Source organism: Janthinobacterium paucivorans, from assembly GCF_051380805.1.
GTDB lineage: Bacteria > Pseudomonadota > Gammaproteobacteria > Burkholderiales > Burkholderiaceae_D > Janthinobacterium > Janthinobacterium lividum_D.
On the sequence record NZ_JBNYXR010000011.1, the window covers coordinates 24,156 to 47,677 of the forward strand.

Consider the following 23,522-nt stretch of genomic DNA (forward strand, 5'->3'; position numbering starts at 1 on the left):
CTCAATGTGTATCATGAATTTTCTGGGATGTTCTATATCTTGCCGAGCGCGAAACATTCCATGTATTCACTCTTCTTTGCTATATGAAAAAATATTCCCCCAGCTTACTCCACACTATCTCCGAAAGATCAATTCTGTCTAGGCGTAATTTATAAATTTTAGCAACAAAATCTTCCTTTTATTTATAAATATTTCTTTAGGAGGCTTCTACGAAGTTTCCACAAAGAAACATATCCACCACTTACGACTAAAATATCTCCCTCCTCACTTATCCTTATATTTCCCTCTTCCCAACGAAGCAATCTTGGTAAATTCTGCCGATATACTACTATTTTATTAAACCTTTTTTCCTCAACATAATTCATTCTTAAAAGACGGACTTCAATTTCATCAAGCATACCCAAACCGTTGTCTCTAACCATGAATTTAGCTGGGAGTACAGCCATCAAAGAAAAAGTAGCCCCTATCGCCGCCCCCAACAATACTCCTTCAAGGGGAATATTGTCGTCTCCATCTAAAGAAAGTAAATAAGTTATGAAGACCATACAACCAAGCACTGTAACAATCCAAGATACCGCTTGTGCTTTTGATTGAAAAAGAAAAAAATAGCGCCATTTTTCTAATGGAAAAAAAATAGCAGTAACACTATTACTGATTTTTTTCATTCTGGACTCTTGAAATTTATTCATCCATAACTCCAAATTTAGAATTTTTATGGCATAACACAGCAATTCGCAGTGCCATACCAATTTTTAAAAAATTAATTCATAAAATATTTGAAATATCCATAGCTAACACCTGCACCAAACATTGCACCAGCAACGCCGCCGATTGGTCCACCTACCGAAAACCCAATTGCAGCAAAGCCTGCGGTAGTGCCGGCGGAGGAAAGTACCTGTGCCAAACCAGCTCCAGAAACCTGATCAATTTCAGAAATAGACAAAATTTCCATTTTTAGCTCCAAAGTTAAATTTAAAAGTAACCTACGCTCAAGCCATACAGCCGAACGTAGGTTTATTATGTTTCGGGATAAAATAAAGAAGTTGACAATAGTCATGTAATGTGGATTTTCAAAACAATTCCCGACAAACACTCAAAGTCAGGAAAATAGTGCACATATACGTTCACCGCCCGGGAACCATCATGCAAAAGCGCTTCTCCGATCTTGAATACGCAGCCAGGAAGAAGCAGACGAGGCGCGACCGCTTCCTGCCCGAGATCGACAGCGTGACGCCGTGGGGCAGGCTGCACAAACTGATCGAGCCGTTCTATCCGAAGGTCGAAGGCGCCGGCCGGCCACTGATCGGACTGGCGCGCATGCTGCGCATGTATGTGGCCCAGCAATAATTCGGCTTGTCTGACGAAGGCATCGAAGACGCGATCTACGACAGCCAATCCATTCGCTCCTTTGTTGACATCAATCTGGGCCGCGAGTCGGCTCCGGACGCAACAACCATGCTGAAGTTCCGCCACCTGCTTAAAGCCAACGGGCTGACGCGCAAGGTCTTAGATACGATCAACGGACATGATGATGCGCGAAGGCACCATCGTCGACGCCACGCTAATCGCCGCGCCGCCGTCGACCAAAAACAAGGACGGCAAGCGCGATCCAGAGATGCACCCGTCGAAGAAAGGCAATGACTGGCACTTCGGCATGAAGGCCCACATCGGCGTCGATGCCGCTTAGGGCCTGGTGCACACCGTCATCGGCACGGAAGGAAACGTCGCCGACTCGACGCATGCGCTGCCGTACGGCGACGAGAGCGCCGCGCTCGGCGACGCCGGCTACCAGGGCGTAGAAAAGCGGCTTGAAAATATCGGCAAATCGGTGGTGTGGCATGTGGCCATGAAGCGCTCCAAACGCAAGGCGCTGCCCAACAATAAACTGGGACGCTTGACGGAAAAGCTCGAGCATCTGAAGGCCAGCGTCTGGGCGAAAGTCGAGCATCCGTCCCATGTCGTCAAGAACCGGTTTCGTCATCAAAAAATGTGTTATCGAGGCCTGGCGAAGAACACCGCACAGCTCTATACGCTGTTCGCCTTTGCCAATCTGCTGCTGGTCGGCAGGCGCTTTACGATCACCGAATCCCGTAGTCCGTCGTGATGACAGAAAGACGCGAAACATCGCGTCGAATGGAGCGAGAAATGGGCTTGAGCAACTAGTCAGTCGACCATTTGGCACACCAAAGTCGCTACGAAAGCGAATTGATCAGTACTTCCCTAACGCCAATCGATGATCTATGCCAGCGAGGGAGTCAAACTGGCACGCACGCCGCTGCGGTTGCTGGTAGGATGGTTGATAAACTGACTGCCATAGCCGAGAAGCAGTATCTCGCTCTTGATCGGGTATTCCTCAGACACCTTGAGCAAGAATCCGGTACTGCTTTCAATCTGTCATGCAGTCGCCAAGCGCGCCGCCCTGTCCCCCCACCACGCCGCTTCCTCGAACACGGAAAATCCCGACAGATCGGCATGCGCGAACAGGATGGCGCCATCGTGTTCGCGCAGCGCCTTCAGGCCCGCATTGCTGCGAAATCCCGGCAAGGGAGCAGCCATGGCGTGGCCGCGCACGGTGATGTCGACGCGCTCGACGCAGCTGGCAAAATCGCGTCCATACGCCGTTTTCAGGTCGACGCTGGCCAGCGCCAGCAATTGCTCGGGGCTGGCCGTATCGAGCCACTTGCGGGCTTCCTGCGGCGTGCGGTCGGACAGCGCCACGTAGGCGCTGAAAACGGTTTTCTCGGGCGGGCGCACGCGGATATCCTGGTGCGTGGAGACGACATAGCCGAGGCCCGGTTCCTGGTACACCACGTTGTCCCAACATAGCGGCGCATGCGGTAGTTCGTCGGGAAAGCGCTTAAGCAGAAAGTTGGCCACCAGCCACGGCGCATACGCGGGCGTATCGCGTTTGACGTCGAAGCCATAGTCGGCGATGTTGTTCACCACGCGCGCCGCCACATACAGTGGCATGGCGCAGATGGCCTTGCGTGCCTTGACCAGATAAGTGCGCGGCTGGCCGTCGACCAGTTCCAGGCAAAGTGCTTCTACGCCCTTGTCAGTCGTCTGCACGGACACCACCGTGCCCGCCTTGCGTCGCACGCCCGACGCCTGCTCCATGGCTGTGGCCACGGGCTGCATGCCGCCCGGCCAAGTCAGCCAGGCACCATTGCCGGCATTCGCCGCCTGTCCCCAGCGACTGCAGTAGTAATGCAGGCCGGCCCAGGCCGAAACCTGGTCATAACGCGTACCGTAATCGTCGCGGCAACAGTAATTCAGATACCAGTGCAGGGTGGGCGATGTATAGCCTTCGCGCTCCATCCACTGCTTCAAGGTGATGGCGTCGAGCGCCTGCCAGGCCGGGTCCCGCGACGATTCCACGGTGGGAAAGACAAAAACGCGTTTGCCATCGTTGCCGCGCGCCTGACGCAAACGCCGTACCTCGGCAAAGAAGCGTGCGTGCTGCGCCAGCTCCTCGGCAGAGACGCCTTCGGTGGGAATGAAACCGTCCTGCCACTGGCCGTTGAACAGCAAGCGCTCTTCGGGCGCGTGCAAAATATAGCGCTCGTCGTAAGTCGGCTTTTCCGCCTGCGGATTGCGCTCGATGATGCCGAGGTCAAACAGGATCTCGCGCACATGCGTGGACTCGGGCGGGGGCAGCGGCAGATAATGACCACCGGTCGGATAAGCCAGTTCGCCGAAGTGGCCGCCTGCCGCGTTGCCATATGGCTGCGGCCCATCGATCATCAGGAAGTCCTGCTTCCCAAGCTTGTTCAGGCGCCATGCAGCCGTCAAACCCGCGATGCCGGAGCCAAGAATGGCAACATCCGTGCTGACGCTTTCCGAGGGCGATGGCAAGGCCTTGCGCTCGCGCAGCAGGTCGCGCATATAGTGTCCTTCGCTGCGGCCCGGATACAGCACCTTGGGCGTGATTTCTTGCCAGCGCAGATACGCGCCTATGCTGCCGATGCCGGCGGCTGCCGCCGCAGTACCGCCGGCAGCCCACAACATGAAGGAACGGCGCTGCATCAGCGGATTACCCGGTTCCAGTCCTGCTCGAATTCATGCACGAGCGACTGGGTGTTGAGGCGATTCGGCGCCATCGGCAGCGGCTGCATGTCGGGCGGGAAGATGAACATCTCGCGCGTGGTGTCCGCATTCAGGTAGCGCATGGGCAGGCGATAGCTGGTGGGCGGTTTGTAGTCGAGCTGAGGCGAAGCGAGAATAAAACCCCATTCGCCAAACGAGGGCACGTAAGCGTGGTAGGGCCAGGTGCGCATGCCCACTTCGCGCAGGGTCGAATTGATGGTCCAGTAGGCGTGCGGGGCAAAGAACGGTGACGTCGATTGCACCACCATCAAGCCCTTGGCCGCCAGGTGCTTTTTCACCAGGTCGTAGAACGGCACCGAATACAGTTTACCGAGCGCGAAGCTGGATGGATCTGGGAAATCGACGATGGCCGCGTCAAACATAGCGCCGTTATTGCGCAGCCAGACGGCGGCATCGGCATTGACGACGCTGACACGCTTGTCCGAGAACGCGCTCTTATTTAACGTTGCCAGCTCCGGGCGCGTGGTAAACGCGGCCGTCATGGCGGGGTCGAGGTCGACCACGGTGACGTGTTCGATCTGTGGATAACGGAGGATTTCGCGCAGCGCAAGGCCATCGCCGCCGCCCAGCACCAGCACGCGGCGCGCCCACGGCAAGGCTTCCAGCACGGGGTGCACCAGCGCCTCGTGGTAACGGTACTCGTCACGCGAGGAAAACTGCAGGTTGCCGTTGATGTACAAACGCGTATCGTCTTTCCAGCGCGTGATCACCAGGCGCTGGTAGGGCGTGGTGGTGGAATACACAATCTGGTCGCCGAACAGGCCGTGTTCACCCCAAGCCACCATACGGTCCGACATGGCAAAGCCGACGATCAGCAGCAGCATCACGGCGCAGGCGCGCAGGAAGCGACCCGTGAGGTTCTTCAGCTCCGCGCGAAATACATAAATCGTCCACAGCCCCACGCCCACGTTGAGCATGCCGAACAGGAAGCCCGTGCGCACCAGGCCCAGATACGGCGACAGCACCAGCGGGAACAACAGCGAGACAGCCAGCGCGCCCAGGTAATCAAAGGTGAGCACGCGGCTGACCAGTTCAGAAAATTCCGTCTGGCGCGAATTCAGGGCGCGCATCACCAGCGGCACTTCCATGCCAACCAGTGCGCCGATCAGGAACACCATCACATACAATAAGGTGCGAAATGGCGCGGCCATCCACGAAAATGTCATGAACAGGATGGCGGCCGACAGGCCACCGATCAGGCCCACGGCCAGTTCGATGTCGACGAAGCGCGAGAGCACATCATCATCCTGCACATACTTTGAAAAGTGAGCACCAACACCCATGGCAAACAGGTAGCAGCCAATGATGGTGGAAAACTGCAGGATGGAATCGCCGAGCAGGTAACTGGACATGGCGCCGGCGATCAGCTCATACGCCAGGCCGCAAGAGGCGACCACGAAGACGGACAAGATCAGAATCTTTTTGTTCATTGGACTTTTTTGTTCTAATATGCGTTGACGTTATCAAATACTCATTGCAAGGAAAGCCGTGCCCGCCATCCTAAATTATCTGATCCATCTTATACTGGCTGCCGGACTGTTGATTGCCTTTTTTATTATCTATACGCGCGTCACGCCGTATAAGGAAGTGCTGCTGATCCGCCAGGGCAATCAAGCGGCGGCGCTATCACTGGGTGGCGCCCTGCTGGGCTTTTCCGCCACCATCGCCTCGTCCCTGATGCACACGGCCGACTACCAGCAATTCTTCGCCTGGGCCTTCGGCGCCATGGTCGTGCAGTTGCTCGCCTATCTGGTCACCACGCGCTTGCTGCGCATGTCGAAGGATCAGATCGAATCGAACAACAGCGCCTTCGGCGGCCTGCTGGGCGCCATTTCCCTGTCGATCGGCGCCATCAACGCCGCCTGCATTTCCTGACACCGCATTATTTTATTCAAGGACATCCATCATGAGCCTGGGCAGCTTTATCAAGAAGCAGTTTATCGACGTACTGCAGTGGAACGAAGAGACAGAAGGCGTGCTGGCATGGCGTTTTCCCATGCAAGACTTCGAAATCCAGAATGGCGCCATCCTGAATGTGCGCGAATCGCAGGTCGCCGTCTTCGTCAATGAAGGCAAGATCGCCGACGTCTTCGGTCCTGGCACGCACAAACTGACAACGCAGACTTTACCGCTGCTGACCAACCTGAAAAACTGGGACAAGCTGTTCGATTCGCCCTTCAAGTCGGACGTGTATTACTTCAGCACCCGCGTACAGACGGGCCGCAAATGGGGCACGCCGCAGCCAATCACCATCCGCGACAAGGACTTCGACATGATCCGCGTGCGCGCCTTCGGCATGTACTCGTACCGCATCGCCGATGCCCGCACCTTTTTCACCGAGATCAGTGGCACGCGCGAAGTCTATACGCGCGACGAGGTGGAAGATCAGTTGCGCGGCATTTTGATGTCGAGCATGGCCAGTTCCTTGGGCGGCGCGAACGTCCCCTTCCTCGACATGGCGGCCAACCAGGCGCTGATGGCGCAAGAGGTCAAACATGGCCTGGCGCAGGCGTTCGCCCGCTATGGCGTGGGCCTCGATGAATTCAACGTGGCCAGTATCAGCCTGCCCGAGCAATTGCAGACGGCACTCGATGAGCGCATTTCCGCCGGCATGAAGGGCGGCCTGGGCGCCGACAAGATGAGCGGCTACACCAAATTCCAGGTGGCCAATGCGATCCCGCTGGCGGCGCAAAACGAAGGCGGCATGGCCGGCATTGGCGCAGGTCTCGGTGCCGGGCTGTCGATCGGCCAGGTGATGGCGCAAAGCATGGGTGGCGCTTTGCAGCAGCCCGCCCCGGCACCAGCTCCGGCGGCACCACCCGCCCCCGCGGAAGAACCGATCGAGGCGCGCCTGGAAAAGCTCAAGGGCTTGCTCGACAAGGGCCTCATTTCGCCAGCCGACTACGACGGCGCCAAGGCTGAACTACTGAAAAAACTGATCGGCTAAATATTAGCGAAATACGACTGCATGCAAACTGTTTCCTGTCCCAGCTGCGGCGCGGACGTTCGTTTCCGCTCGCACGCTTCCGTGCTCGCCGTGTGCGAGTACTGCCACAGCAGCATCCTCAAGGACGCCGACTCCGTCAGGGACGCAGGCAAGATGTCGGCTATCCTGGAAGACTATACGCCGATCCAGATCGGCACGGCCGGCGTGCACGATGGCGTCCACTTCACGGTCGTCGGGCGTATCCAGCAGCGCTACAGCGCCGGCACGTGGAACGAGTGGTATGTGCTGTTCGACGATGCCAGCACGGCCTGGCTGGGCGACTCGTCCGGCCTGTACACCCTGACGCGTGTGCGCCCGACGCAGGATGCCCTACCCGCCTTTGGCGAGCTGGCGCCAGGCAAGCGCTACACCATTTGCGGCGAGCCGTACACGGCGGCCGAGATCCGCAATGCCGAATGCATTGCCGGCCAGGGTGAATTGCCGTTCAAGGTGGGTGCCGGTTGGCGCATCCAGGTGGCAGACTTGCGCAACTACGCCAGCTTTGTCACGCTCGACTACACGGATGGCCCGCAAGCGGTCGTCTACCAAGGCGTCGCTGTCACCCTGGATGGCTTGCAATGCCAGCTGCTGCGCGACGACGACGCCATCGCCAGGAGCGCCGGCAAGTACCGTGGCAAGCTCGATACCCTCGACTGCCCATCCTGCGGCAGCGGCATCCAATATGTGCCCGGTGCGGCGGCGCAGCTGGTATGCCCTGCCTGCCAGGCGCAGCTTGATGCCAGCGGTCCGGAAGCGCAGGTGCTGGCCATCGGCAAGCAGGTGCACGACAACGCTGACATCACGCTGGAGCTGGGCGCCAGCGCGAAGATCAGCAATGTCGATTTCACGGTCATCGGCATGATGCGCCGCGCCGACGATGAAGGCAGCGAATGGAATGAATACCTGCTGTACAACGCGCGCGCCGGCTTCTTCTGGCTGGTGGAAACGAACGATGGCTGGTCGCGATCGAACGTGCTGCCGAACTGGCCCACTTGGCCATCCATGGATGCCGAGCGCTGCACGCTCGATGGTGCCACCTATGCCAAGCTATATGACTACGGCTCACAGGTGGTGTATGCGGCGGGCGCCTTCAACTGGCAGGTAGCCGTCGGCGACAGCACGCGCGTATTTGAATTCGAACAGGGACAGACCAAGCTGGCGGCCGAAATCAGCGGCGAGGAAATGACCTGGTCGCGCTCCGTGCCCGTCGCCTATGACCAGATGGCCGCCTGGTTCGGCGCCGCCTTCCATGGCGCTCCAAAGAAACAAAATATTCAACTGAGCCATTGTGGCATCGCCAAGGTCTTCATCGTCATCGTGCTGGTATTGAATGCGATCCCGATGTTCGTCTCGTTCTCCAGCACCTTGATGTGGAGTTTGCTGGGCTGCCTGGCACTCTTCCTGCCAGCCCTTTTTCTCGATAAAAACGCAAAGAATACTCCATGAGTAAATACATGATCTATGCCTTGATGGTGACGTTTTCCGTCACCACCGCCAATTGGGTGCGCATGTTCAAGGTGGCCGGCAGTGGAGGCAGCGGTGGCAGCGGTGGCAGCAGCTGGAGTTCGCGCACGGGTAGCGGCGGCGGCAGCTACGGCGGCGGTTCCAGCGGCGGCAGCCACAAATAAGCATGGCAGAGTCACCGCATCTGCCCCTGGGCACCCATTTGCTGGCCGACTTATCGGGCATCGCAGCAAAACGCCTGCGCGATAGCGTAGCGCTCGAACGCCTGTTGCGCGAGGCGGCCGTTGCGGCCGGCGCGCAGGTACTGCACAGCCATTTCCACAGCTTTGGCGCGGGCCAGGGCATCACTGGCGTGGTGCTGCTGGCCGAGTCGCACATCTCCATCCACACTTGGCCGGAATGCAGCTTTGCCGCCGTAGATATCTTTATGTGCGGCGCGGCGCGGCCGCAAGTGGCGCTCGACCTCATCAAGGACGCCTTGCAGGCGACGCAATGCCAGTTGCAATCCGTGCGGCGCGCCCCGCCCGAGCATGCGTAGCGCCGCTGGTGGATCACAAGGCGATCGCTTACACTGTCGGCTCATTTCCCCAACCACTGCCTGCCATGCGCCGCTCCACCCTGTCCCTGCTGCCACTCCTACTGCTCGTCACCGCCTGCGATGACTACACGGCGCCCAGCCTGTACCAGGCCACCACGCCAGAGTGCAAGACATGGACGGAAGGTTCGCGTTTCGAGCTGCCGCGCGGCATCAGCGTGTATGCCACGCCGCCCGTCACGCTGAAGGAAGGCGGCACGGAACTGGCGCTGATCTTCACCTTGCCCGTCGGCACGCAAGCGAGCTTCACGCGCCTGTCCTTCCTGCTCGAAGAACCACACAAGCCACCATTCGGCGAGGCCAAGGTGCTGACCATTTACCAGCGCGGCATGAACCGGAAGGCAGAGATAGTCGACGTCATCGAAAAGCTGCCTATCATGTTTGCCGCCGTCGGCAACAGCAAGGAAACCCAGTGGCGGCTGCGCCTGCAACTGCCGCGCCAGTTGCCGCAGCGTTTTGATTTATCGATGCCCGACATGCTCGTCGCCGGCAAGCGCTATCCGGTGCGCACGTTTACGTACCGCTATTTTCCCGAACGTAGCGCCTATGGCATGTGCAGCTGAGCCACGCCGTCTATTGACGCCAGCGCATGTCGCTGGCACACTGGCTTTTCACATCACATAACAGGAGTAGACAACATGCGCCATTCGGATACTGCCGTGCTGTCGGCTGCCTGATCACTGTCTTGCCCTGAACCTGGCTCGGCCAGGTTTTTCTTCATACGCGTGATCGCGTAGCCGACATTCCCCTTCTTTCGTGCCAGTCATCGCGACTGGCAGTGCCTGCACGCGCAGGCTTCAAGTCCGCACGCGGACGACAGAATTTGGAATCACGCTACCATGATCGCATTCGATTTTGCGCAACTACGCCTTATCGGGCTGCAGCAGGCCATCGCCGGCGCAGCCACCCAACTCAACACCATGTCACCTACCGCGCAGCTGATGCGCGTAAGCGCCATCCACCGCGACAGCATCCTCGTGCACGACGGCATCCTGGAACACACGGCTCACATCCTGCCGCGTCTGCTGCACGAGCTGCTGGCGCGCGATAACATTCTCACAGTTGGCGACTGGGTCGCTGCTGAACACGATCCTCACGACAGGCTGTGGATAAGTGCGAGCTTATCCCCGCTCACGCAAATTGCGCGGCGCGACAATAGTGGCCGGCGCCAGCTACTTGCCAGCAATGTCGATACAGCCCTGCTGGTGATGGGGCTGGACAGGGACTTCAACCCTCGGCGTCTGGAACGCTATCTGGCCATCGTGTTGGCGAGCCAGGTTAGCCCTGTTGTGGTGCTGAGCAAAGCCGATGTGGCCGACGACGTAGGCGGCAAACTGGCGCTGCTGAAGCAGCGCCTGCCACAGCATGTACCGCTGTTTGCCGTCGATACACGCCATGCGTATGACGTGGCCATCCTGGAGCCCTGGCTGGGCAGCGGCCAGACCCTGGTCTTGCTCGGTTCGTCGGGCGCCGGCAAGTCCAGCCTGACCAATACACTGTGCGCGGCGGATCAAACGACTAATGGCGTGCGTCACGGCGACGGCCGTGGCCGGCATACGACGACGGCGCGTTCCTTGCACCTATGTAGCAGTGGCGCCTGCATCATCGACACGCCGGGCTTGCGCAGCTGGCAGGCCGATGCCGATGCGCAGACCCTGGCAGCCACGTTTGACGACATTGCACAACTGGAGACCAGCTGTCAGTTCCGCGATTGCCGGCATGCCAGCGAACCCGGTTGCGCCGTGCGCGGCGCCGTCGATTCGGATCGCCTGCGCAATTATCACAAGCTGCTGCGCGACGCGCGCCGCAGCGAAGAAACACCGCTCGAGCGCATTGCCACGCGCGCCAAATGGAAGACAATATTGAAGGCGGGGCTGAAACGAGAAAAGGACAAGTGCCGTTAACTTTACTAAAGTTAGTTTTACTGTAGTTAGTTTTGCATAAAAAAAAGGCAGCCCGAAGGCTGCCTTTTTTTCTGCTGCTTGCTAGCGAATTAATGCTTGCGCAGCTTCTGGATCGCTGCCAGCTGCGCAATTGCGCTGGCCAGCTCGGCTTGCGCTTGCGCGTAGTCGATGCCCGAATCCTTGTTGTGGATATTTTCTTCCGCCAACTTCTTCGCTTCCAGCGCTTTCGCTTCATCCAGGTCGTGACCGCGGATCGCGGTATCGGCCAGGACGGTCACGGTGCCCGGTTGCACTTCCAGCAGACCGCCAGCAACGAAGACGAATTCTTCTTCAGCCTGGCCGACTACCTTGATGCGCACGGCGCCCGGACGGATGCGGGTAATCAAAGGCGTGTGGCGTGGGTAGATACCCAGCTCGCCCTGTTCACCCGGCAACGCGACGAATTCTGCTTCGCCTGAAAAAATCAGTTCTTCAGCGGAAACCACGTCAACGTGAATTGTGTGTGCCATGTGTGTCCTATCGGGTTGAAGAACCCCGCCTTGTAAGGGGCGGGGTTAGGCCCAGACTTAACTTAGTTAAGTTTCTTGGCTTTTTCGATTGCTTCTTCGATCGTGCCGACCATGTAGAACGCTTGTTCCGGCAGGTGATCGAGTTCGCCCGAAGCGATCATTTTGAAGCCCTTGATCGTGTCTTTGAGCGAAACGTATTTACCCGGCGCGCCGGTAAAGACTTCAGCGACGTGGAAAGGCTGCGACAGGAAACGCTGCATCTTACGTGCACGGGCGACCAGCAGTTTGTCTTCCGGTGCCAGCTCGTCCATGCCCAGAATCGCGATAATGTCGCGCAATTCCTTGTAGCGTTGCAGGGTCGTTTGCACGGCACGCGCGGTGTCATAGTGCTCTTGACCAACGATCAACGGATCGAGCTGACGCGAGGTCGAATCGAGTGGGTCCACGGCTGGGTAGATACCCAGGGAAGCGATGTCACGCGACAGCGCAACGGTCGAATCCAAGTGAGCAAACGTGGTAGCAGGCGATGGATCGGTGTAATCATCGGCAGGAACGTAGACGGCCTGGATCGAGGTGATCGAACCGGTCTTGGTCGACGTAATACGCTCTTGCAGACGGCCCATTTCTTCAGCCAGGGTTGGTTGGTAACCCACAGCCGATGGCATACGACCGAGCAGTGCCGATACTTCGGTACCGGCCAGCGTGAAGCGGTAGATGTTGTCGACGAAGAACAGAACGTCCTTGCCTTCATCACGGAACGATTCAGCGATCGTCAGGCCGGTCAGCGCAACGCGCAGACGGTTACCTGGCGGTTCATTCATCTGACCGTAGACCATCGCAACTTTGGAGTTCTCTGGATTTTCCAGATCGACCACTTTCGCGTCAGCCATCTCGTGGTAGAAGTCGTTACCTTCACGCGTACGCTCACCAACACCGGCGAACACGGACACGCCGCTGTGCGCTTTAGCGATGTTGTTAATCAGTTCCATCATGTTGACGGTCTTGCCTACACCAGCGCCGCCGAACAGACCAACTTTACCGCCTTTTGCAAACGGGCAAACCAGGTCGATCACCTTGATGCCGGTTTCCAGCAGTTCTTGCGATGGCGACAGTTCGTCGTATGCAGGAGCGGTGCGGTGGATCGACGCGACTTGTTCGTGCGACACTGGGCCGCATTCGTCGATCGGGTTACCCAGCACGTCCATGATGCGACCCAGGGTTGCTTTACCGACTGGCACCATGATAGGTTTGCCGGTATTTTGAATCATCATGCCGCGACGCAAGCCATCGGACGAGCCGAGTGCAATGGTACGGACAATGCCGTCGCCCAACTGCTGTTGTACTTCCAGGGTCAGTTCCGAGCCTGCCATCTTCAAGGCATCAAATACCTTAGGCATCGCGTTGCGGGGAAACTCAACGTCCACCACAGCGCCGATACACTGAACGATTTTGCCATCAGCCATGTTCGTTCCTTCAATATAGTTAAATTCGTTTAAACCGCAGCCGCACCGGCGACGATTTCGGAGAGTTCTTTGGTAATCGCAGCTTGACGGGTCTTGTTGTAGATCAGCTTCAATTCGCCGATCACACTACCCGCGTTGTCGCTTGCAGCCTTCATCGCGACCATCCGTGCCGATTGCTCGGACGCCAGATTCTCCGCGACTGCCTGGTACACCAGCGCTTCTACATAGCGCTCCAGCAATTCGTCGATCACGCTTTGCGCATCGGGCTCGTAGATGTAATCCCACGTGTGGGCGCTCTTGTCAGCGACCATCTTGTCGGCCGTCAGGGGCAGCAATTGCTCCACGACTGGTTCCTGTTTCATCGTATTGATGAATTTGGTGTAGCACAGGTACACTGCATCGATCTTGCCTGCCTGGAACTCTTCGAGCATGACCTTGACGGGTCCGATCAATTTGTCCAGGTGGGGCGTATCACCGGTTTGAATGGCGTGCGCGATAATCTTGACGCCGATGCGATTCAAAAAACCCAAACCCTTGTTACCGATGGCGACTGCTTCAATCCGGTTGCCAGCTGCTTCCAGCTCGCGCGACTTGCTCGTCACCTGACGCAGGATGTTGGTGTTCATGCCGCCGCACAGACCCTTGTCGGTCGTGACAACGATGAAACCTACTGCCTTCGCTTGCGTAGCCTGGGCAGCTGCCAGGAACGGGTGCGTGTATTCTGGATTGGCGGTCGCCAGATTGGCGGCGATATTGCGAATCTTGTCACTATAGGGACGGGCGGCCCGCATCCGGTCTTGCGCCTTGCGCATTTTGGACGCGGCGACCATTTCCATCGCCTTGGTGATCTTCTTCGTATTCTCTACGCTCTTGATCTTGCCTCGTATCTCTTTGCTTGATGCCATGAGTCCTTACTCCTTCTGCGCGTAGGGCGGCGCCTCACTCGAGGTGGGCGCCGCCTGGCCGCTTAATATGCGCCGGATTTCTTGAAATCAGCAATGGCCGCCGACAGAGTTGCTTCGCTGTCTTTGTCGAGTTGCTTGGTTTCTTCGATCTTGGCCAGCAGAGCAGCTTGCTTGGTCTTCATGTAAGCGTGGACACCAGCTTCGAACGACAGCACTTGCTTGACTGGCACGTCGTCCATGAAGCCTTTGTTCACCGAGAACAGCGATACGGCCATCAGCGAGATCGACAGTGGCGAGTATTGGGCTTGCTTGAGCAATTCCGTTACGCGGGCACCACGGTCCAGCTGCTTGCGGGTCGATTCATCGAGGTCCGAAGCGAACTGCGCAAACGCGGCCAGTTCACGGTACTGCGCCAAGTCGGTACGGATACCGCCGGACAGGTTTTTGATGACCTTGGTCTGGGCGGCACCACCGACGCGCGATACGGAAATACCGGCGTTAATTGCAGGACGGATACCGGCGTTGAACAGCGACGTTTCCAGGAAGATCTGACCGTCGGTGATCGAAATGACGTTGGTTGGAACGAATGCGGACACGTCGCCAGCTTGCGTTTCAATGATCGGCAGTGCCGTCAGGGAACCGGTCTTGCCTTTAACGGCGCCGTTGGTGAACTTCTCGACATAGTCGGCGTTCACGCGTGCTGCGCGTTCCAGCAGGCGGCTGTGCAGGTAGAACACGTCGCCTGGGTACGCTTCGCGACCTGGTGGACGGCGCAGCAGCAGCGAGATTTGACGGTATGCAACAGCTTGTTTGGACAGATCATCATAGACGATCAGTGCATCTTCACCGCGGTCACGGAAGTATTCGCCCATGGCGCAACCGGAGTACGGCGAAATGTATTGCATGGCGGCCGATTCCGAAGCGGAAGCGGCGACAACGATGGTGTATTCCATCGCGCCGTGCTGTTCCAGCGAGCGCACGATGTTCTTGATCGACGAGGCTTTTTGGCCAATCGCGACGTAGATACATTTCATGCCCTGGCCTTTTTGATTGATGATCGCATCAATCGCCACAGCCGACTTACCGGTTTGACGGTCGCCGATGATCAGTTCGCGCTGGCCGCGACCAACTGGAACCATCGCATCGATCGACTTCAGGCCGGTTTGCATAGGTTGCGACACGGACTCACGAGCGATCACGCCCGGTGCGATTTTTTCAATCGCGGCCGTCAATTTGGTCTCGATGGCGCCTTTGCCGTCGATTGGCTGACCCAGCGCGTTAACAACGCGGCCGAGCAGTTCAGGACCGACTGGCACTTCCAGAATGCGGCCGGTGCATTTCACCGTGTCGCCTTCGGAGATGTGCTCATAGGCACCCAGAATCACGGAACCGACGGAGTCGCGTTCCAGATTCATTGCCAGGCCAAACGTGTTGCCTGGGAATTCCAGCATCTCGCCTTGCATCACGTCCGACAAACCGTGGATGCGGCAGATACCGTCGGCGACGGAAATAACCGTGCCTTGATTACGCACTTCAGCGCCGCCGTCAAGACCTTGGATCCGGCTCTTGATCAACTCGCTGATTTCAGATGGGTTGAGTTGCATACTAACTCCTAAAAGTGTTTCTCTCAGCTTGCGCGAGGGGTAAGGGTCTGTCTAAGCTGGCCTGCCGAAGCGCGTGTCTTACGACACCAATGCAGCATGCAGTTGCTGCAGCTTGGCGCGCACCGAGGTGTCGAGCACTTGGTCGCCAACAACCACGCGCACGCCGCCGAGCAGCGATGGATCCACTGTGACGGCAGGGTTGAGCTTACGACTGAATTTCTTTTCCAGCGTTGCGACCAGCTCGGCCGTTTGGCCTTCGCTCAGATCGAAAGCGCTCGTGATCTCGGCGTCAGCCGCACCTTCCAGACCGTTTTTCAAGGTGTGGAATTGCGCGCCGATTTCCGGCAGCAGGCTGATGCGGCCATTTTCGATCAACAACGTGACGAAGTTTTTCACTTCCTCATTGAGCGGCGATTTCAACAACGACAGGATGGTGGCGGCGACGTCGCTTTCCGAAACTTTCGGATTGCGCGCGTACGCCTGTACCTCGGGGTGGCTACCGATCTGTGCCAGTTCGGACACCAGTTCGGACCACGCCGCGAGGTTGCTTGACTCCTTACCAGCTTGGGCTACGCGGAACAAAGCTTCCGCGTAGGGACGGGCGACGGTTGCGAGTTCTGCCATGATTACAGCTCGACAGCAAGACGCTGCAACATTTCGGCGTGAGCCGTAGCGTTGACTTCACGCTTCAAGATCTGCTCGGCACCCTTGACAGCCAGGTCAGCCACCTGAGCGCGCAATTGTTCGCGTGCTTTCGACAGTTGCTGTTCGGCGTCCGACTGGGCTTGCGCAATGATACGCGCAGCTTCAGCTTGTGCATTTTGCTTGATCTCTTCAGCAACCAGCTGCGCGCGCTTTTCAGCGTCCGCAACGCGTTGCGACGCTTCTTCACGTGCACTGTTCAATGCCTCTTGCGCACGCTTTTCAGCGACAGCCATCGAAGCTTGACCTTGATCGGCCGCAGCCAATCCATCCGCGATTCGTTTGGCACGCTCATCCAGCGCACTGTTCAGCGCTGGAAATACGAACTTCATCGAGACCCAGACCAACACCGCGAAGGTGATCATCTGGCCGATGAGCGACATATTGATGTCCATACCTTTGCTCCTGACTAAAAGTTTCTCCTAGGATTGGAGCGAATTACTGAGCAACAGCAGCCATCAATGGAGCCAGGAACGGGTTAGCGAACGTGTACAGCAGAGCGATACCAACGCCGATCATCGAGATAGCATCCAGCAGACCAGCGATAACGAACAGTTTGGTTTGCAGTTGTGGCATCAGTTCTGGTTGACGTGCCGAAGCTTCCAGGAATTTACCACCCAAGATAGCGAAGCCCAAAGCGGTACCGATTGCGGCCAGGCCGATGATGATTGCTGCTGCCAGAACGGTCATGCTTTGTACTTGTGCGATCAGAGCTTGCATAAAATTCTCCTAAATTTAAAAACGAAAGGTACTAACAAAAAAACAAAATATAAAGTTGCTGATTAATGCTTCTCAACCGCAAGGCTCAGATACACAACCGTCAACGCCATAAACACAAAAGCTTGCAAAGTTACAATCAAGATATGGAAAATTGCCCATGGACCACCCAACGCCCACTGTGCCCACCAAGGCAACAACGCGATCAAGATGAAAATCAGTTCGCCGGCATACATATTGCCGAACAGTCGCAGCGACAGGGAGATCAGTTTCGCAACCAACTCAACCATTTGCAGCAAGAAATTAATTGGTGCCAACAAGATCGTGCCGATGATGCCGCTTGCGTGGAACGGCGCGGTGAACAATTCCTTGATCCAGCCGCCCAGGCCCTTGGCCTTGACGGAAAACGCGATAATACACAGAACCACCGACAACGACATGCCAAAAGTATGGTTCACGTCGGCGGTTGGCACCACGCGCAGGTTATATACGCCAAACCAGCTCAAAATCATCGGCAGCAAGTCAACTGGCAAGAAGTCCATCGCGTTCATCAGCCAGACCCACACGAAAATCGTGATGGCCAGCGGTGCGATGATCTTGCTTTTTGCGTGAAAGGCCCCATTAATGGTTTCATTGACCATTTCCATGATCATTTCGACGAAGTTCTGCAGCTTGCCGGGAACACCGGCCGTCGCGCGGCGCGAAGCCATATAGAAAACGGCAAGGAAAACAAAGCCCAGAAAGGCAGAAATCCAGAAGGTGTCCAGATTGAAGGTGCCAGTGGCACTTTTCAAGTGGGTCAAATGGTGACTGATGTATTCTGTGGCGTTGGCCGGGGCAGCATGGCCCGCTTCAATAGCGTGTTCTGTGGTCATAATGAATTTAGATTTGTCGTTTCAGAGCACAACAGGCCCCAAAACCAATGATTAAACAGCGAGCAATGAAAACCAGTATGCTAAGGTTGCCACCGCGAAACCCAAGATCAGCCATAACCAGGCGGCCGACTGAAACAACACCAGTGCCAATATAAACAGCACCGCTGTGATAAATATTTTCATCACTTCTGCGCGCAAATGCGCCCGGAATGCCATTTTAGCGTCGCTAGAACCGCGAACCACCAACATGGCATATACCAGGCTACCGATGACTGCGATAGCACCGCCGTATGCGGCGGACCAGCCTCTGACACTGCCACCGAAAAACAGGGTGACTGTGGCAAAACTGATAGCGATTGCTAACTGCAATGCAACTACTTTGTAGACGGGTTTGGCAATACTTTGTTGTGAATCACTCAATTGCCAGGTTCCCAGAAAAATCTACACACGCAAAGACACGGGATTATAGTTGGCTTTGATCTATAGAGTCAAACGTTGCTGCGCCGCAGCAGGGCGATTGCGGCGTGAAACTGACGCTTTACCGACTATTCCCTGTCACTTGCACCACTATATGGCAAAGTTGCTTGTCTGGCCGATTTCTGGCGTGTTAACAAGCAATCCCGTGGTAGATCCGGGAAGTATGGCCAGATTGTCTGCAGGCACACTCCCCAGATTTTTGCAACTTGCTATTTAACCACGCAAGCGGGTCAGCACGCCATCGAGCACGTCAAGATCGGCAAAATCGATCACCAGTTGACCACGGCCTTTGTTGCCCATTTTAAATACCACGGGCGTGGCTAGCGTATCGGACAACTCTTCTTCCAGGCGCGCGATGTCGCCGGACTTTTCCTTTTGCCGCGGTTCGACGGGATTGGTCGCTTCCTCGACGGTGCGCGTCACCAGCTTTTCCGTTTCGCGCACCGACAAGCGTTTGGCCACGACCTGGTTAGCCAAGTTGATCTGGCTGGCTGGATCGACCGCCAGCAAGGCACGCGCATGGCCCATGTCGATATCACCGGCCATCAACATAGTCTGCACGGGACTGGCCAGGTTCATCAGGCGCAACAGGTTCGACACCGCACTGCGCGAGCGTCCCAGCGCAGTGGCCGCTTGCTCATGCGTAAAATTGAAGTCAGCGATCAGGCGGTGGATACCTTGCGCCTCTTCCAGTGGATTAAGGTCTTCGCGCTGGATATTCTCAATCAGCGCCATGGCCGCGGCGGCCAAGTCGTCCACATCGCGCACCAGCACCGGCACTTCCGTCAAGCCCGCCAACTGCGAGGCGCGGAAACGGCGTTCACCAGCGATAATTTCATATTTAATCACACCGCTCAGGGTGTCTTGCCCGATCGGGCGCACCAGGATGGGCTGCATCAATCCTTGCGCCTTGATCGAAGCGGCCAATTCGTTCAGGGCTCCCTCGTCCATGCGCGTGCGCGGCTGGTACTTGCCAGCTTGCATTTGTGACACGGGTAAGCTGGAGGGTTGATGCGTGTCCGGACTGGCGAAATCGCCGCCGCCGCCCAGGAGGGCGTCGAGTCCGCGCCCCAGTCCTTTTAATTTTTTCGTAGCCATGCTGTCCTAATAATCTTATCTATATTGCCATTTGCCTTTAACCCAACGGCAAATGCTGGGGTCAGTTCCGGAGGAATCGGAATGCATCCCATTGGGATGCATTCCCCCGGCGGGTCTGACCCCGGGCTTGTTTACATATGTTTGATACGTTCGACCATCTCGGCGCCAAAGGCGATATACGCCTGGGCACCTTTCGAACTAGGGTCGAAGGTCACGCCTGGCAAGCCGTACGATGGCGCTTCGGCCAGTCGCACATTGCGCGGAATGATGGTTTTGAAAACCTTGTCGCCGAAGTGCTGCTCCAGTTGCGCAGACACTTGTTGCGATAATGTCATGCGCGGATCGAACATCACGCGCAGCAAGCCGATGATCTTCAAATCCGGGTTCAGATTGGCGTGCACCTTCTTGATGGTGTTGACCAGATCGGACAAGCCTTCGAGCGCGTAGTACTCGCACTGCATCGGAATGATCACACCATGCGCGGCGCACAGGCCATTCAAGGTCAACATCGACAGTGCCGGAGGGCAATCAACCAGGATGAAGTCGTATTCGCTGTCCACTTCGGCCAGCGCTTCCTTCAGGCGGCGTTCGCGGTTATCCAGTTCGACCATCTCGACTTCTGCACCGGCCAGTTCGCGGTTCGACGGCAAGACATCGAAGCGCCCTGCTTCCGAACGTTGGCGTGCCGTCTTGACATCGGACTCGCCCAGCATGACTTCATAGGTGGACGCCTTCAAGCCGGCCTTGTTGATGCCGGCCCCCATGGTCGCATTGCCCTGCGGGTCGAGGTCGACCAGCAGCACGCGCTGGTTCAGCTTGGCCAGACCGGCGGAGAGATTGACGCTTGTTGTGGTTTTACCAACACCACCCTTTTGATTTGCTACACAAAAAATTTTGGCCATGTATCTTCTAGTCGTAAAGAAATGCAAACTTCATCGTGCGCCCCGGCATCCGACCGAAACGATTTATATTGTTTATTTTATTTATACTATTTATATGGTATAAATTGTTTATACGGTTTATATAATTTATACCGTATAAATTGTTTATATGATTTATACCGTTTAATTTACCAGCCCTTACAATCTTGCTATAAAGATCAGATGACGCTCCGCATTTAGCCCTGGCACCTGGATAGGCCGTAATTGCGTTATTTGCCAGTCTGCCGGCAGTCGCTCGCGCTCGTCTGGTGGTGCCACCCCTTTCAAGGCGATGAATTGCCCCCCCTCGGCCAGCACATGGTTCGACCAGTTGACGAAATCGGACAGGTCGGCAAAAGCGCGCGAGGTGATGACATCGAATTTCTGCTGCACTTCCAGCTGTTCCACGCGCTTGGTGTAGACGGTGACGTTGGCCAGACCCAGTTCAGCCTTCACTTGTGTCAAAAAAGCCGTCTTCTTATGCACCGTGTCGATCATCGATACTTTCACATCGGGCCGCGCGATAGCCAGCACCATCCCCGGCAAACCGCCACCGGCGCCCACGTCGAGCACGTTTTTCGCGTCTGCGAACGCTGGCACGGCGGCCAGCGAATCGAGTACATGCAAGGTCAGCATCTGCATGGGATCGCGCACCGACGTGAGGTTATAGACGCTGTTCCATTTGGCCAGCAGGGCCAGGTAGTCGAGCAGTTGTTCCGTCTGATCCGCGCTCAGGTCCAGCTCCAGCGCGGCGATGCCTTCATTCAAAATGGGGGCCAGTGCGGCCCGGTCAAACTGCTTCATTCAACAACCTCGTCCTTTAAAGTGGTAGTCTGCGCGGCACCGAAACCACGCTTTTTCAAATGCACCAGCAGCAGCGAAATCGCCGCCGGGGTCACGCCGGAAATGCGCGATGCCTGGCCCAGGGTTTCAGGGCGCTGCTTGTCGAGTTTTTGGCGTACTTCGACCGACAAGGCGCCGATATCGAGGTAGTTGAAACCGACTGGCAGGGCCAGGTTTTCATAGTGTTCATGACGCTCGATTTCCTTGCTCTGGCGCTCGATATAGCCCGCATATTTGAGCTGGATTTCCACCTGCTCGCGCACGGCGGGATCCTCTACTCCGGGGCCGGCCAGAGCCTGGCCTTCCATGCCCGTCATGCTCATCAGGGTATCGTAAGCCACGTTCGGACGGCACAGCAGGTCGGCCAGCGAGTACTCGCGCTCGATAGCCTGGCCGACGATGCGTTCCGATTCGGCCGCCGCCAGTATGCGCGGATTGACCCAGGTAGAACGCAGGCGCTGCAGTTCCAGCGCCACTGCTTCACGCTTGGTTTCGAAGGCTTGCCACTGGGCATCGCCGACGCAGCCCAAGGTGCGACCGATTTCCGTCAGGCGCATATCGGCATTGTCTTCACGCAGGCTCAAGCGGTACTCGGCGCGGCTGGTGAACATGCGGTACGGTTCCTGCACGCCCTGGGTGATCAGATCGTCGACCAGCACGCCCAGATACGCCTCGGAGCGACCCGGTACCCAGGCTTCCTTGTCCTGCGTCAGCAAGGCTGCGTTCAGGCCGGCCAACATACCTTGCGCGGCCGCTTCTTCGTAACCGGTAGTACCGTTGATCTGACCGGCGAAGAACAGACCAGCCACGGCCTTCGTTTCCAGCGACGCCTTCAAGCCGCGCGGGTCGAAATAATCATATTCGATGGCGTAACCGGGGCGCATGATGTGGGCGTTTTCCATGCCCTTCATCGATTGCACCAGGGCGATCTGCACATCGAACGGCAGGCTCGTGGAGATACCGTTCGGATAGAACTCATGCGTCGTCAAGCCTTCCGGCTCAAGGAAGATCTGGTGCGAGTCCTTGCCCGAGAAACGGTGGATCTTGTCTTCGATCGAGGGGCAATAGCGGGGACCCACGCCTTCGATGACGCCCGTGTACATGGGGCTGCGATCGAGGCCGGCGCGGATAATGTCATGCGTCTGCGTATTCGTGTGCGTGACCCAGCAGGGCACCTGGCGCGGATGCATGGACGTGTTGCCCATCACCGAGAAGACGGGCACGGGATCGAGATCACCGGCCTGTTCTTGCATCACGGAAAAATCGATCGTGCGCCCATCGATGCGCGGCGGCGTGCCCGTTTTCAAACGCCCTTGCGGCAGTTTCAGCTCTTTCAGGCGGGCGGACAGCGAAATGGCGGGCGGGTCACCGGCGCGACCAGCCGAGTAATTATTCAAGCCCACGTGAATCTTCCCGTCAAGGAAAGTACCAGCCGTCAGCACCACGGCGCGCGCCAAAAACTTCAGGCCGATCTGCGTCACGGCGCCGACGACACGGTCGCCTTCGACGATCAAGTCGTCCACGGCTTGCTGGAACAGCCATAAATTCGGCTGGTTTTCCAGACGTGTACGGATGGCGGCTTTGTATAAAATGCGGTCAGCCTGGGCGCGCGTGGCGCGTACTGCCGGACCTTTCGAAGAGTTCAGGATGCGGAACTGGATGCCGGACTCGTCGGTGGCAATTGCCATCGCACCGCCCATGGCATCGACCTCTTTGACCAAATGGCCCTTGCCGATGCCGCCAATCGAGGGATTACACGACATCTGGCCCAGTGTCTCAATATTATGCGTAAGCAATAGCGTCTTCTGCCCCATGCGGGCGGAAGCGAGGGCCGCCTCGGTACCGGCGTGACCACCACCGACAACGATAACGTCGAATTCTGTAGGAAATAACATAATTAATAGGTAACAGTGCAAGTAAAAATGCGGGAAGAGAGCCCGATTATAGAGTCTTTTTGCGAGCGTAACCTTCCATGGGCCAATTTTTGCTTAATTTTTACTCAGCAGTAGAGCGGAAGAGGGCATTTCTGTTTCACGTGGAACACGCACCGGACTCGCGTGTGCGCCGTCATCCCCCTGCTGTACGCCATCCGCTGCCAGCGGCCTTCCACTCTCTCCATCCTCTCCATCCTCTCCATCCTGTCCATCCTGCTAAATAGCGAGGTCGTCCTCCTGAAGTCTAGGAATGCGAACGTCAGCGAACTTGGTTTGCCGGTTCTCTTGGCCGTCATGGACTTTTGGAGGATATTGGCCTTCGGCCGGTCATCCGATAGGCAACACGGCATTGATGGATGCCCCCGTTCCCGTTCCACGTGAAACACACGCGGGACGGAAAAGCGGAGTAAGCTTGGCAC

General features: G+C 57.0%; 24 protein-coding genes and 1 pseudogene. 8 read left to right on the forward strand and 17 right to left on the reverse strand.

Annotated features, from left to right (window positions below):
* Positions 1–182: 182 nt before the first annotated feature.
* Entirely contained in the window at positions 183–689 is a 507-nt protein-coding gene (locus ACQ4V8_RS14335) for a hypothetical protein (protein ID WP_128089126.1), read from the reverse strand.
* Positions 690–760: 71 nt separating this feature from the next.
* Positions 761–1,057 (reverse strand): hypothetical protein, encoded by a 297-nt coding sequence (locus ACQ4V8_RS14340; protein ID WP_128089125.1) that lies wholly within the window; start codon positions 1,055–1,057, stop codon positions 761–763.
* An 86-nt stretch (positions 1,058–1,143) separates the two neighbouring features.
* Here ACQ4V8_RS14340 and ACQ4V8_RS14345 point away from each other — a divergent pair.
* Positions 1,144–2,104 (forward strand): annotated as a pseudogene (locus tag ACQ4V8_RS14345) (IS5 family transposase).
* Between the two features lie 290 nt (positions 2,105–2,394).
* On the opposite strand, the gene ACQ4V8_RS14350 reads toward ACQ4V8_RS14345, so the two are convergent.
* Positions 2,395–4,026 (reverse strand): NAD(P)-binding protein, encoded by a 1,632-nt coding sequence (locus ACQ4V8_RS14350; protein ID WP_436571709.1) that lies wholly within the window; start codon positions 4,024–4,026, stop codon positions 2,395–2,397.
* The gene (locus ACQ4V8_RS14355) at positions 4,026–5,537 is read right to left on the reverse strand and encodes a polyamine aminopropyltransferase (protein WP_436571710.1); all 1,512 of its coding nucleotides are present in this window, start codon (positions 5,535–5,537) and stop codon (positions 4,026–4,028) included. The genes ACQ4V8_RS14350 and ACQ4V8_RS14355 overlap by 1 nt, the downstream gene beginning before the upstream one ends.
* A 58-nt stretch (positions 5,538–5,595) precedes the next feature.
* Between ACQ4V8_RS14355 and ACQ4V8_RS14360 the strand changes: the two genes are divergently transcribed.
* The 7 genes from ACQ4V8_RS14360 to rsgA all read left to right on the forward strand — a co-directional run bounded on the left by ACQ4V8_RS14360 (position 5,596) and on the right by rsgA (position 11,056).
* Positions 5,596–5,982 (forward strand): DUF350 domain-containing protein, encoded by a 387-nt coding sequence (locus tag ACQ4V8_RS14360; protein ID WP_010393765.1) that lies wholly within the window; start codon positions 5,596–5,598, stop codon positions 5,980–5,982.
* Positions 5,983–6,013: 31 nt separating this feature from the next.
* Positions 6,014–7,054: an SPFH domain-containing protein gene (locus ACQ4V8_RS14365; protein WP_010393767.1), complete on the forward strand. Its 1,041-nt coding sequence runs from the start codon at positions 6,014–6,016 to the stop codon at positions 7,052–7,054.
* A 21-nt stretch (positions 7,055–7,075) separates the two neighbouring features.
* Positions 7,076–8,539 (forward strand): DUF4178 domain-containing protein, encoded by a 1,464-nt coding sequence (locus ACQ4V8_RS14370; RefSeq protein ID WP_436571711.1) that lies wholly within the window; start codon positions 7,076–7,078, stop codon positions 8,537–8,539.
* Positions 8,536–8,721 (forward strand): hypothetical protein, encoded by a 186-nt coding sequence (locus ACQ4V8_RS14375; protein ID WP_010393770.1) that lies wholly within the window; start codon positions 8,536–8,538, stop codon positions 8,719–8,721. Before ACQ4V8_RS14370 ends, ACQ4V8_RS14375 begins: the two co-directional genes overlap by 4 nt.
* Before the next feature lie 2 nt (positions 8,722–8,723).
* Positions 8,724–9,095, forward strand: a complete 372-nt coding sequence (gene speD / locus ACQ4V8_RS14380; protein WP_010393772.1) for an adenosylmethionine decarboxylase — start codon at positions 8,724–8,726, stop codon at positions 9,093–9,095.
* The gene (locus ACQ4V8_RS14385; protein WP_436571712.1) at positions 9,050–9,715 is read left to right on the forward strand and encodes a hypothetical protein; all 666 of its coding nucleotides are present in this window, start codon (positions 9,050–9,052) and stop codon (positions 9,713–9,715) included. The genes speD and ACQ4V8_RS14385 overlap by 46 nt, the downstream gene beginning before the upstream one ends.
* A 276-nt stretch (positions 9,716–9,991) precedes the next feature.
* Positions 9,992–11,056: a ribosome small subunit-dependent GTPase A gene (gene rsgA / locus ACQ4V8_RS14390; RefSeq protein ID WP_436571713.1), complete on the forward strand. Its 1,065-nt coding sequence runs from the start codon at positions 9,992–9,994 to the stop codon at positions 11,054–11,056.
* 89 nt (positions 11,057–11,145) lie between these two features.
* Here rsgA and ACQ4V8_RS14395 read toward each other — a convergent pair whose 3' ends face one another.
* The 13 genes from ACQ4V8_RS14395 to mnmG all read right to left on the reverse strand — a co-directional run bounded on the left by ACQ4V8_RS14395 (position 11,146) and on the right by mnmG (position 23,064).
* Positions 11,146–11,565, reverse strand: coding sequence for a F0F1 ATP synthase subunit epsilon (locus tag ACQ4V8_RS14395; RefSeq protein ID WP_010393776.1), 420 nt, complete (start codon positions 11,563–11,565; stop codon positions 11,146–11,148).
* Between the two features lie 62 nt (positions 11,566–11,627).
* Positions 11,628–13,028, reverse strand: a complete 1,401-nt coding sequence (atpD, locus tag ACQ4V8_RS14400) for a F0F1 ATP synthase subunit beta (RefSeq protein ID WP_010393778.1) — start codon at positions 13,026–13,028, stop codon at positions 11,628–11,630.
* A gap of 29 nt (positions 13,029–13,057) precedes the next feature.
* Entirely contained in the window at positions 13,058–13,933 is an 876-nt protein-coding gene (gene atpG / locus ACQ4V8_RS14405; RefSeq protein ID WP_070346001.1) for a F0F1 ATP synthase subunit gamma, read from the reverse strand.
* A gap of 62 nt (positions 13,934–13,995) precedes the next feature.
* A complete protein-coding gene (atpA, locus tag ACQ4V8_RS14410) occupies positions 13,996–15,537 on the reverse strand; it encodes a F0F1 ATP synthase subunit alpha (RefSeq protein WP_010393784.1) in 1,542 nt (513 codons plus the stop codon).
* A gap of 78 nt (positions 15,538–15,615) precedes the next feature.
* Entirely contained in the window at positions 15,616–16,161 is a 546-nt protein-coding gene (locus tag ACQ4V8_RS14415; protein ID WP_010393786.1) for a F0F1 ATP synthase subunit delta, read from the reverse strand.
* Positions 16,162–16,163: 2 nt separating this feature from the next.
* Positions 16,164–16,634 (reverse strand): F0F1 ATP synthase subunit B, encoded by a 471-nt coding sequence (locus tag ACQ4V8_RS14420; protein ID WP_010393788.1) that lies wholly within the window; start codon positions 16,632–16,634, stop codon positions 16,164–16,166.
* Between the two features lie 43 nt (positions 16,635–16,677).
* Complete coding sequence (atpE, locus tag ACQ4V8_RS14425) at positions 16,678–16,959, reverse strand: F0F1 ATP synthase subunit C (RefSeq protein ID WP_010393790.1); 282 nt, start codon at positions 16,957–16,959, stop codon at positions 16,678–16,680.
* Positions 16,960–17,021: 62 nt separating this feature from the next.
* Entirely contained in the window at positions 17,022–17,831 is an 810-nt protein-coding gene (gene atpB / locus ACQ4V8_RS14430) for a F0F1 ATP synthase subunit A (protein WP_010393792.1), read from the reverse strand.
* A 51-nt stretch (positions 17,832–17,882) separates the two neighbouring features.
* Positions 17,883–18,251, reverse strand: coding sequence for an ATP synthase subunit I (locus ACQ4V8_RS14435; protein WP_010393794.1), 369 nt, complete (start codon positions 18,249–18,251; stop codon positions 17,883–17,885).
* Positions 18,252–18,521: 270 nt separating this feature from the next.
* Positions 18,522–19,406, reverse strand: a complete 885-nt coding sequence (locus ACQ4V8_RS14440) for a ParB/RepB/Spo0J family partition protein (protein ID WP_010393797.1) — start codon at positions 19,404–19,406, stop codon at positions 18,522–18,524.
* Between the two features lie 131 nt (positions 19,407–19,537).
* The gene (locus ACQ4V8_RS14445; RefSeq protein WP_010393800.1) at positions 19,538–20,308 is read right to left on the reverse strand and encodes a ParA family protein; all 771 of its coding nucleotides are present in this window, start codon (positions 20,306–20,308) and stop codon (positions 19,538–19,540) included.
* Positions 20,309–20,485: 177 nt separating this feature from the next.
* Positions 20,486–21,130 carry a 16S rRNA (guanine(527)-N(7))-methyltransferase RsmG gene (gene rsmG, locus ACQ4V8_RS14450; RefSeq protein WP_010393802.1) on the reverse strand — a complete coding sequence of 215 codons (645 nt, stop codon included), beginning with the start codon at positions 21,128–21,130 and terminating at the stop codon, positions 20,486–20,488.
* A complete protein-coding gene (gene mnmG / locus ACQ4V8_RS14455; RefSeq protein WP_436571714.1) occupies positions 21,127–23,064 on the reverse strand; it encodes a tRNA uridine-5-carboxymethylaminomethyl(34) synthesis enzyme MnmG in 1,938 nt (645 codons plus the stop codon). Before mnmG ends, rsmG begins: the two co-directional genes overlap by 4 nt.
* Positions 23,065–23,522: the final 458 nt, after the last annotated feature.

What these genes read in the sequence shown, in the direction of transcription:
- ACQ4V8_RS14335 (WP_128089126.1), bottom strand. Translation starts at nt 689, where the DNA reads ATGAATAAATTTCAAGAGTCCAGAATGAAAAAAATCAGTAATAGTGTT.
- ACQ4V8_RS14340 (WP_128089125.1), bottom strand. Translation starts at nt 1,057, where the DNA reads ATGACTATTGTCAACTTCTTTATTTTATCCCGAAACATAATAAACCTA.
- ACQ4V8_RS14350 (WP_436571709.1), bottom strand. Translation starts at nt 4,026, where the DNA reads ATGCAGCGCCGTTCCTTCATGTTGTGGGCTGCCGGCGGTACTGCGGCG.
- ACQ4V8_RS14355 (WP_436571710.1), bottom strand. Translation starts at nt 5,537, where the DNA reads ATGAACAAAAAGATTCTGATCTTGTCCGTCTTCGTGGTCGCCTCTTGC.
- ACQ4V8_RS14365 (WP_010393767.1), top strand. Translation starts at nt 6,014, where the DNA reads ATGAGCCTGGGCAGCTTTATCAAGAAGCAGTTTATCGACGTACTGCAG.
- ACQ4V8_RS14370 (WP_436571711.1), top strand. Translation starts at nt 7,076, where the DNA reads ATGCAAACTGTTTCCTGTCCCAGCTGCGGCGCGGACGTTCGTTTCCGC.
- ACQ4V8_RS14375 (WP_010393770.1), top strand. Translation starts at nt 8,536, where the DNA reads ATGAGTAAATACATGATCTATGCCTTGATGGTGACGTTTTCCGTCACC.
- speD (WP_010393772.1), top strand. Translation starts at nt 8,724, where the DNA reads ATGGCAGAGTCACCGCATCTGCCCCTGGGCACCCATTTGCTGGCCGAC.
- ACQ4V8_RS14385 (WP_436571712.1), top strand. Translation starts at nt 9,050, where the DNA reads ATGCCAGTTGCAATCCGTGCGGCGCGCCCCGCCCGAGCATGCGTAGCG.
- rsgA (WP_436571713.1), top strand. Translation starts at nt 9,992, where the DNA reads ATGATCGCATTCGATTTTGCGCAACTACGCCTTATCGGGCTGCAGCAG.
- ACQ4V8_RS14395 (WP_010393776.1), bottom strand. Translation starts at nt 11,565, where the DNA reads ATGGCACACACAATTCACGTTGACGTGGTTTCCGCTGAAGAACTGATT.
- atpD (WP_010393778.1), bottom strand. Translation starts at nt 13,028, where the DNA reads ATGGCTGATGGCAAAATCGTTCAGTGTATCGGCGCTGTGGTGGACGTT.
- atpG (WP_070346001.1), bottom strand. Translation starts at nt 13,933, where the DNA reads ATGGCATCAAGCAAAGAGATACGAGGCAAGATCAAGAGCGTAGAGAAT.
- atpA (WP_010393784.1), bottom strand. Translation starts at nt 15,537, where the DNA reads ATGCAACTCAACCCATCTGAAATCAGCGAGTTGATCAAGAGCCGGATC.
- ACQ4V8_RS14415 (WP_010393786.1), bottom strand. Translation starts at nt 16,161, where the DNA reads ATGGCAGAACTCGCAACCGTCGCCCGTCCCTACGCGGAAGCTTTGTTC.
- ACQ4V8_RS14420 (WP_010393788.1), bottom strand. Translation starts at nt 16,634, where the DNA reads ATGGACATCAATATGTCGCTCATCGGCCAGATGATCACCTTCGCGGTG.
- atpE (WP_010393790.1), bottom strand. Translation starts at nt 16,959, where the DNA reads ATGCAAGCTCTGATCGCACAAGTACAAAGCATGACCGTTCTGGCAGCA.
- atpB (WP_010393792.1), bottom strand. Translation starts at nt 17,831, where the DNA reads ATGACCACAGAACACGCTATTGAAGCGGGCCATGCTGCCCCGGCCAAC.
- ACQ4V8_RS14440 (WP_010393797.1), bottom strand. Translation starts at nt 19,406, where the DNA reads ATGGCTACGAAAAAATTAAAAGGACTGGGGCGCGGACTCGACGCCCTC.
- ACQ4V8_RS14445 (WP_010393800.1), bottom strand. Translation starts at nt 20,308, where the DNA reads ATGGCCAAAATTTTTTGTGTAGCAAATCAAAAGGGTGGTGTTGGTAAA.
- rsmG (WP_010393802.1), bottom strand. Translation starts at nt 21,130, where the DNA reads ATGAAGCAGTTTGACCGGGCCGCACTGGCCCCCATTTTGAATGAAGGC.
- mnmG (WP_436571714.1), bottom strand. Translation starts at nt 23,064, where the DNA reads ATGTTATTTCCTACAGAATTCGACGTTATCGTTGTCGGTGGTGGTCAC.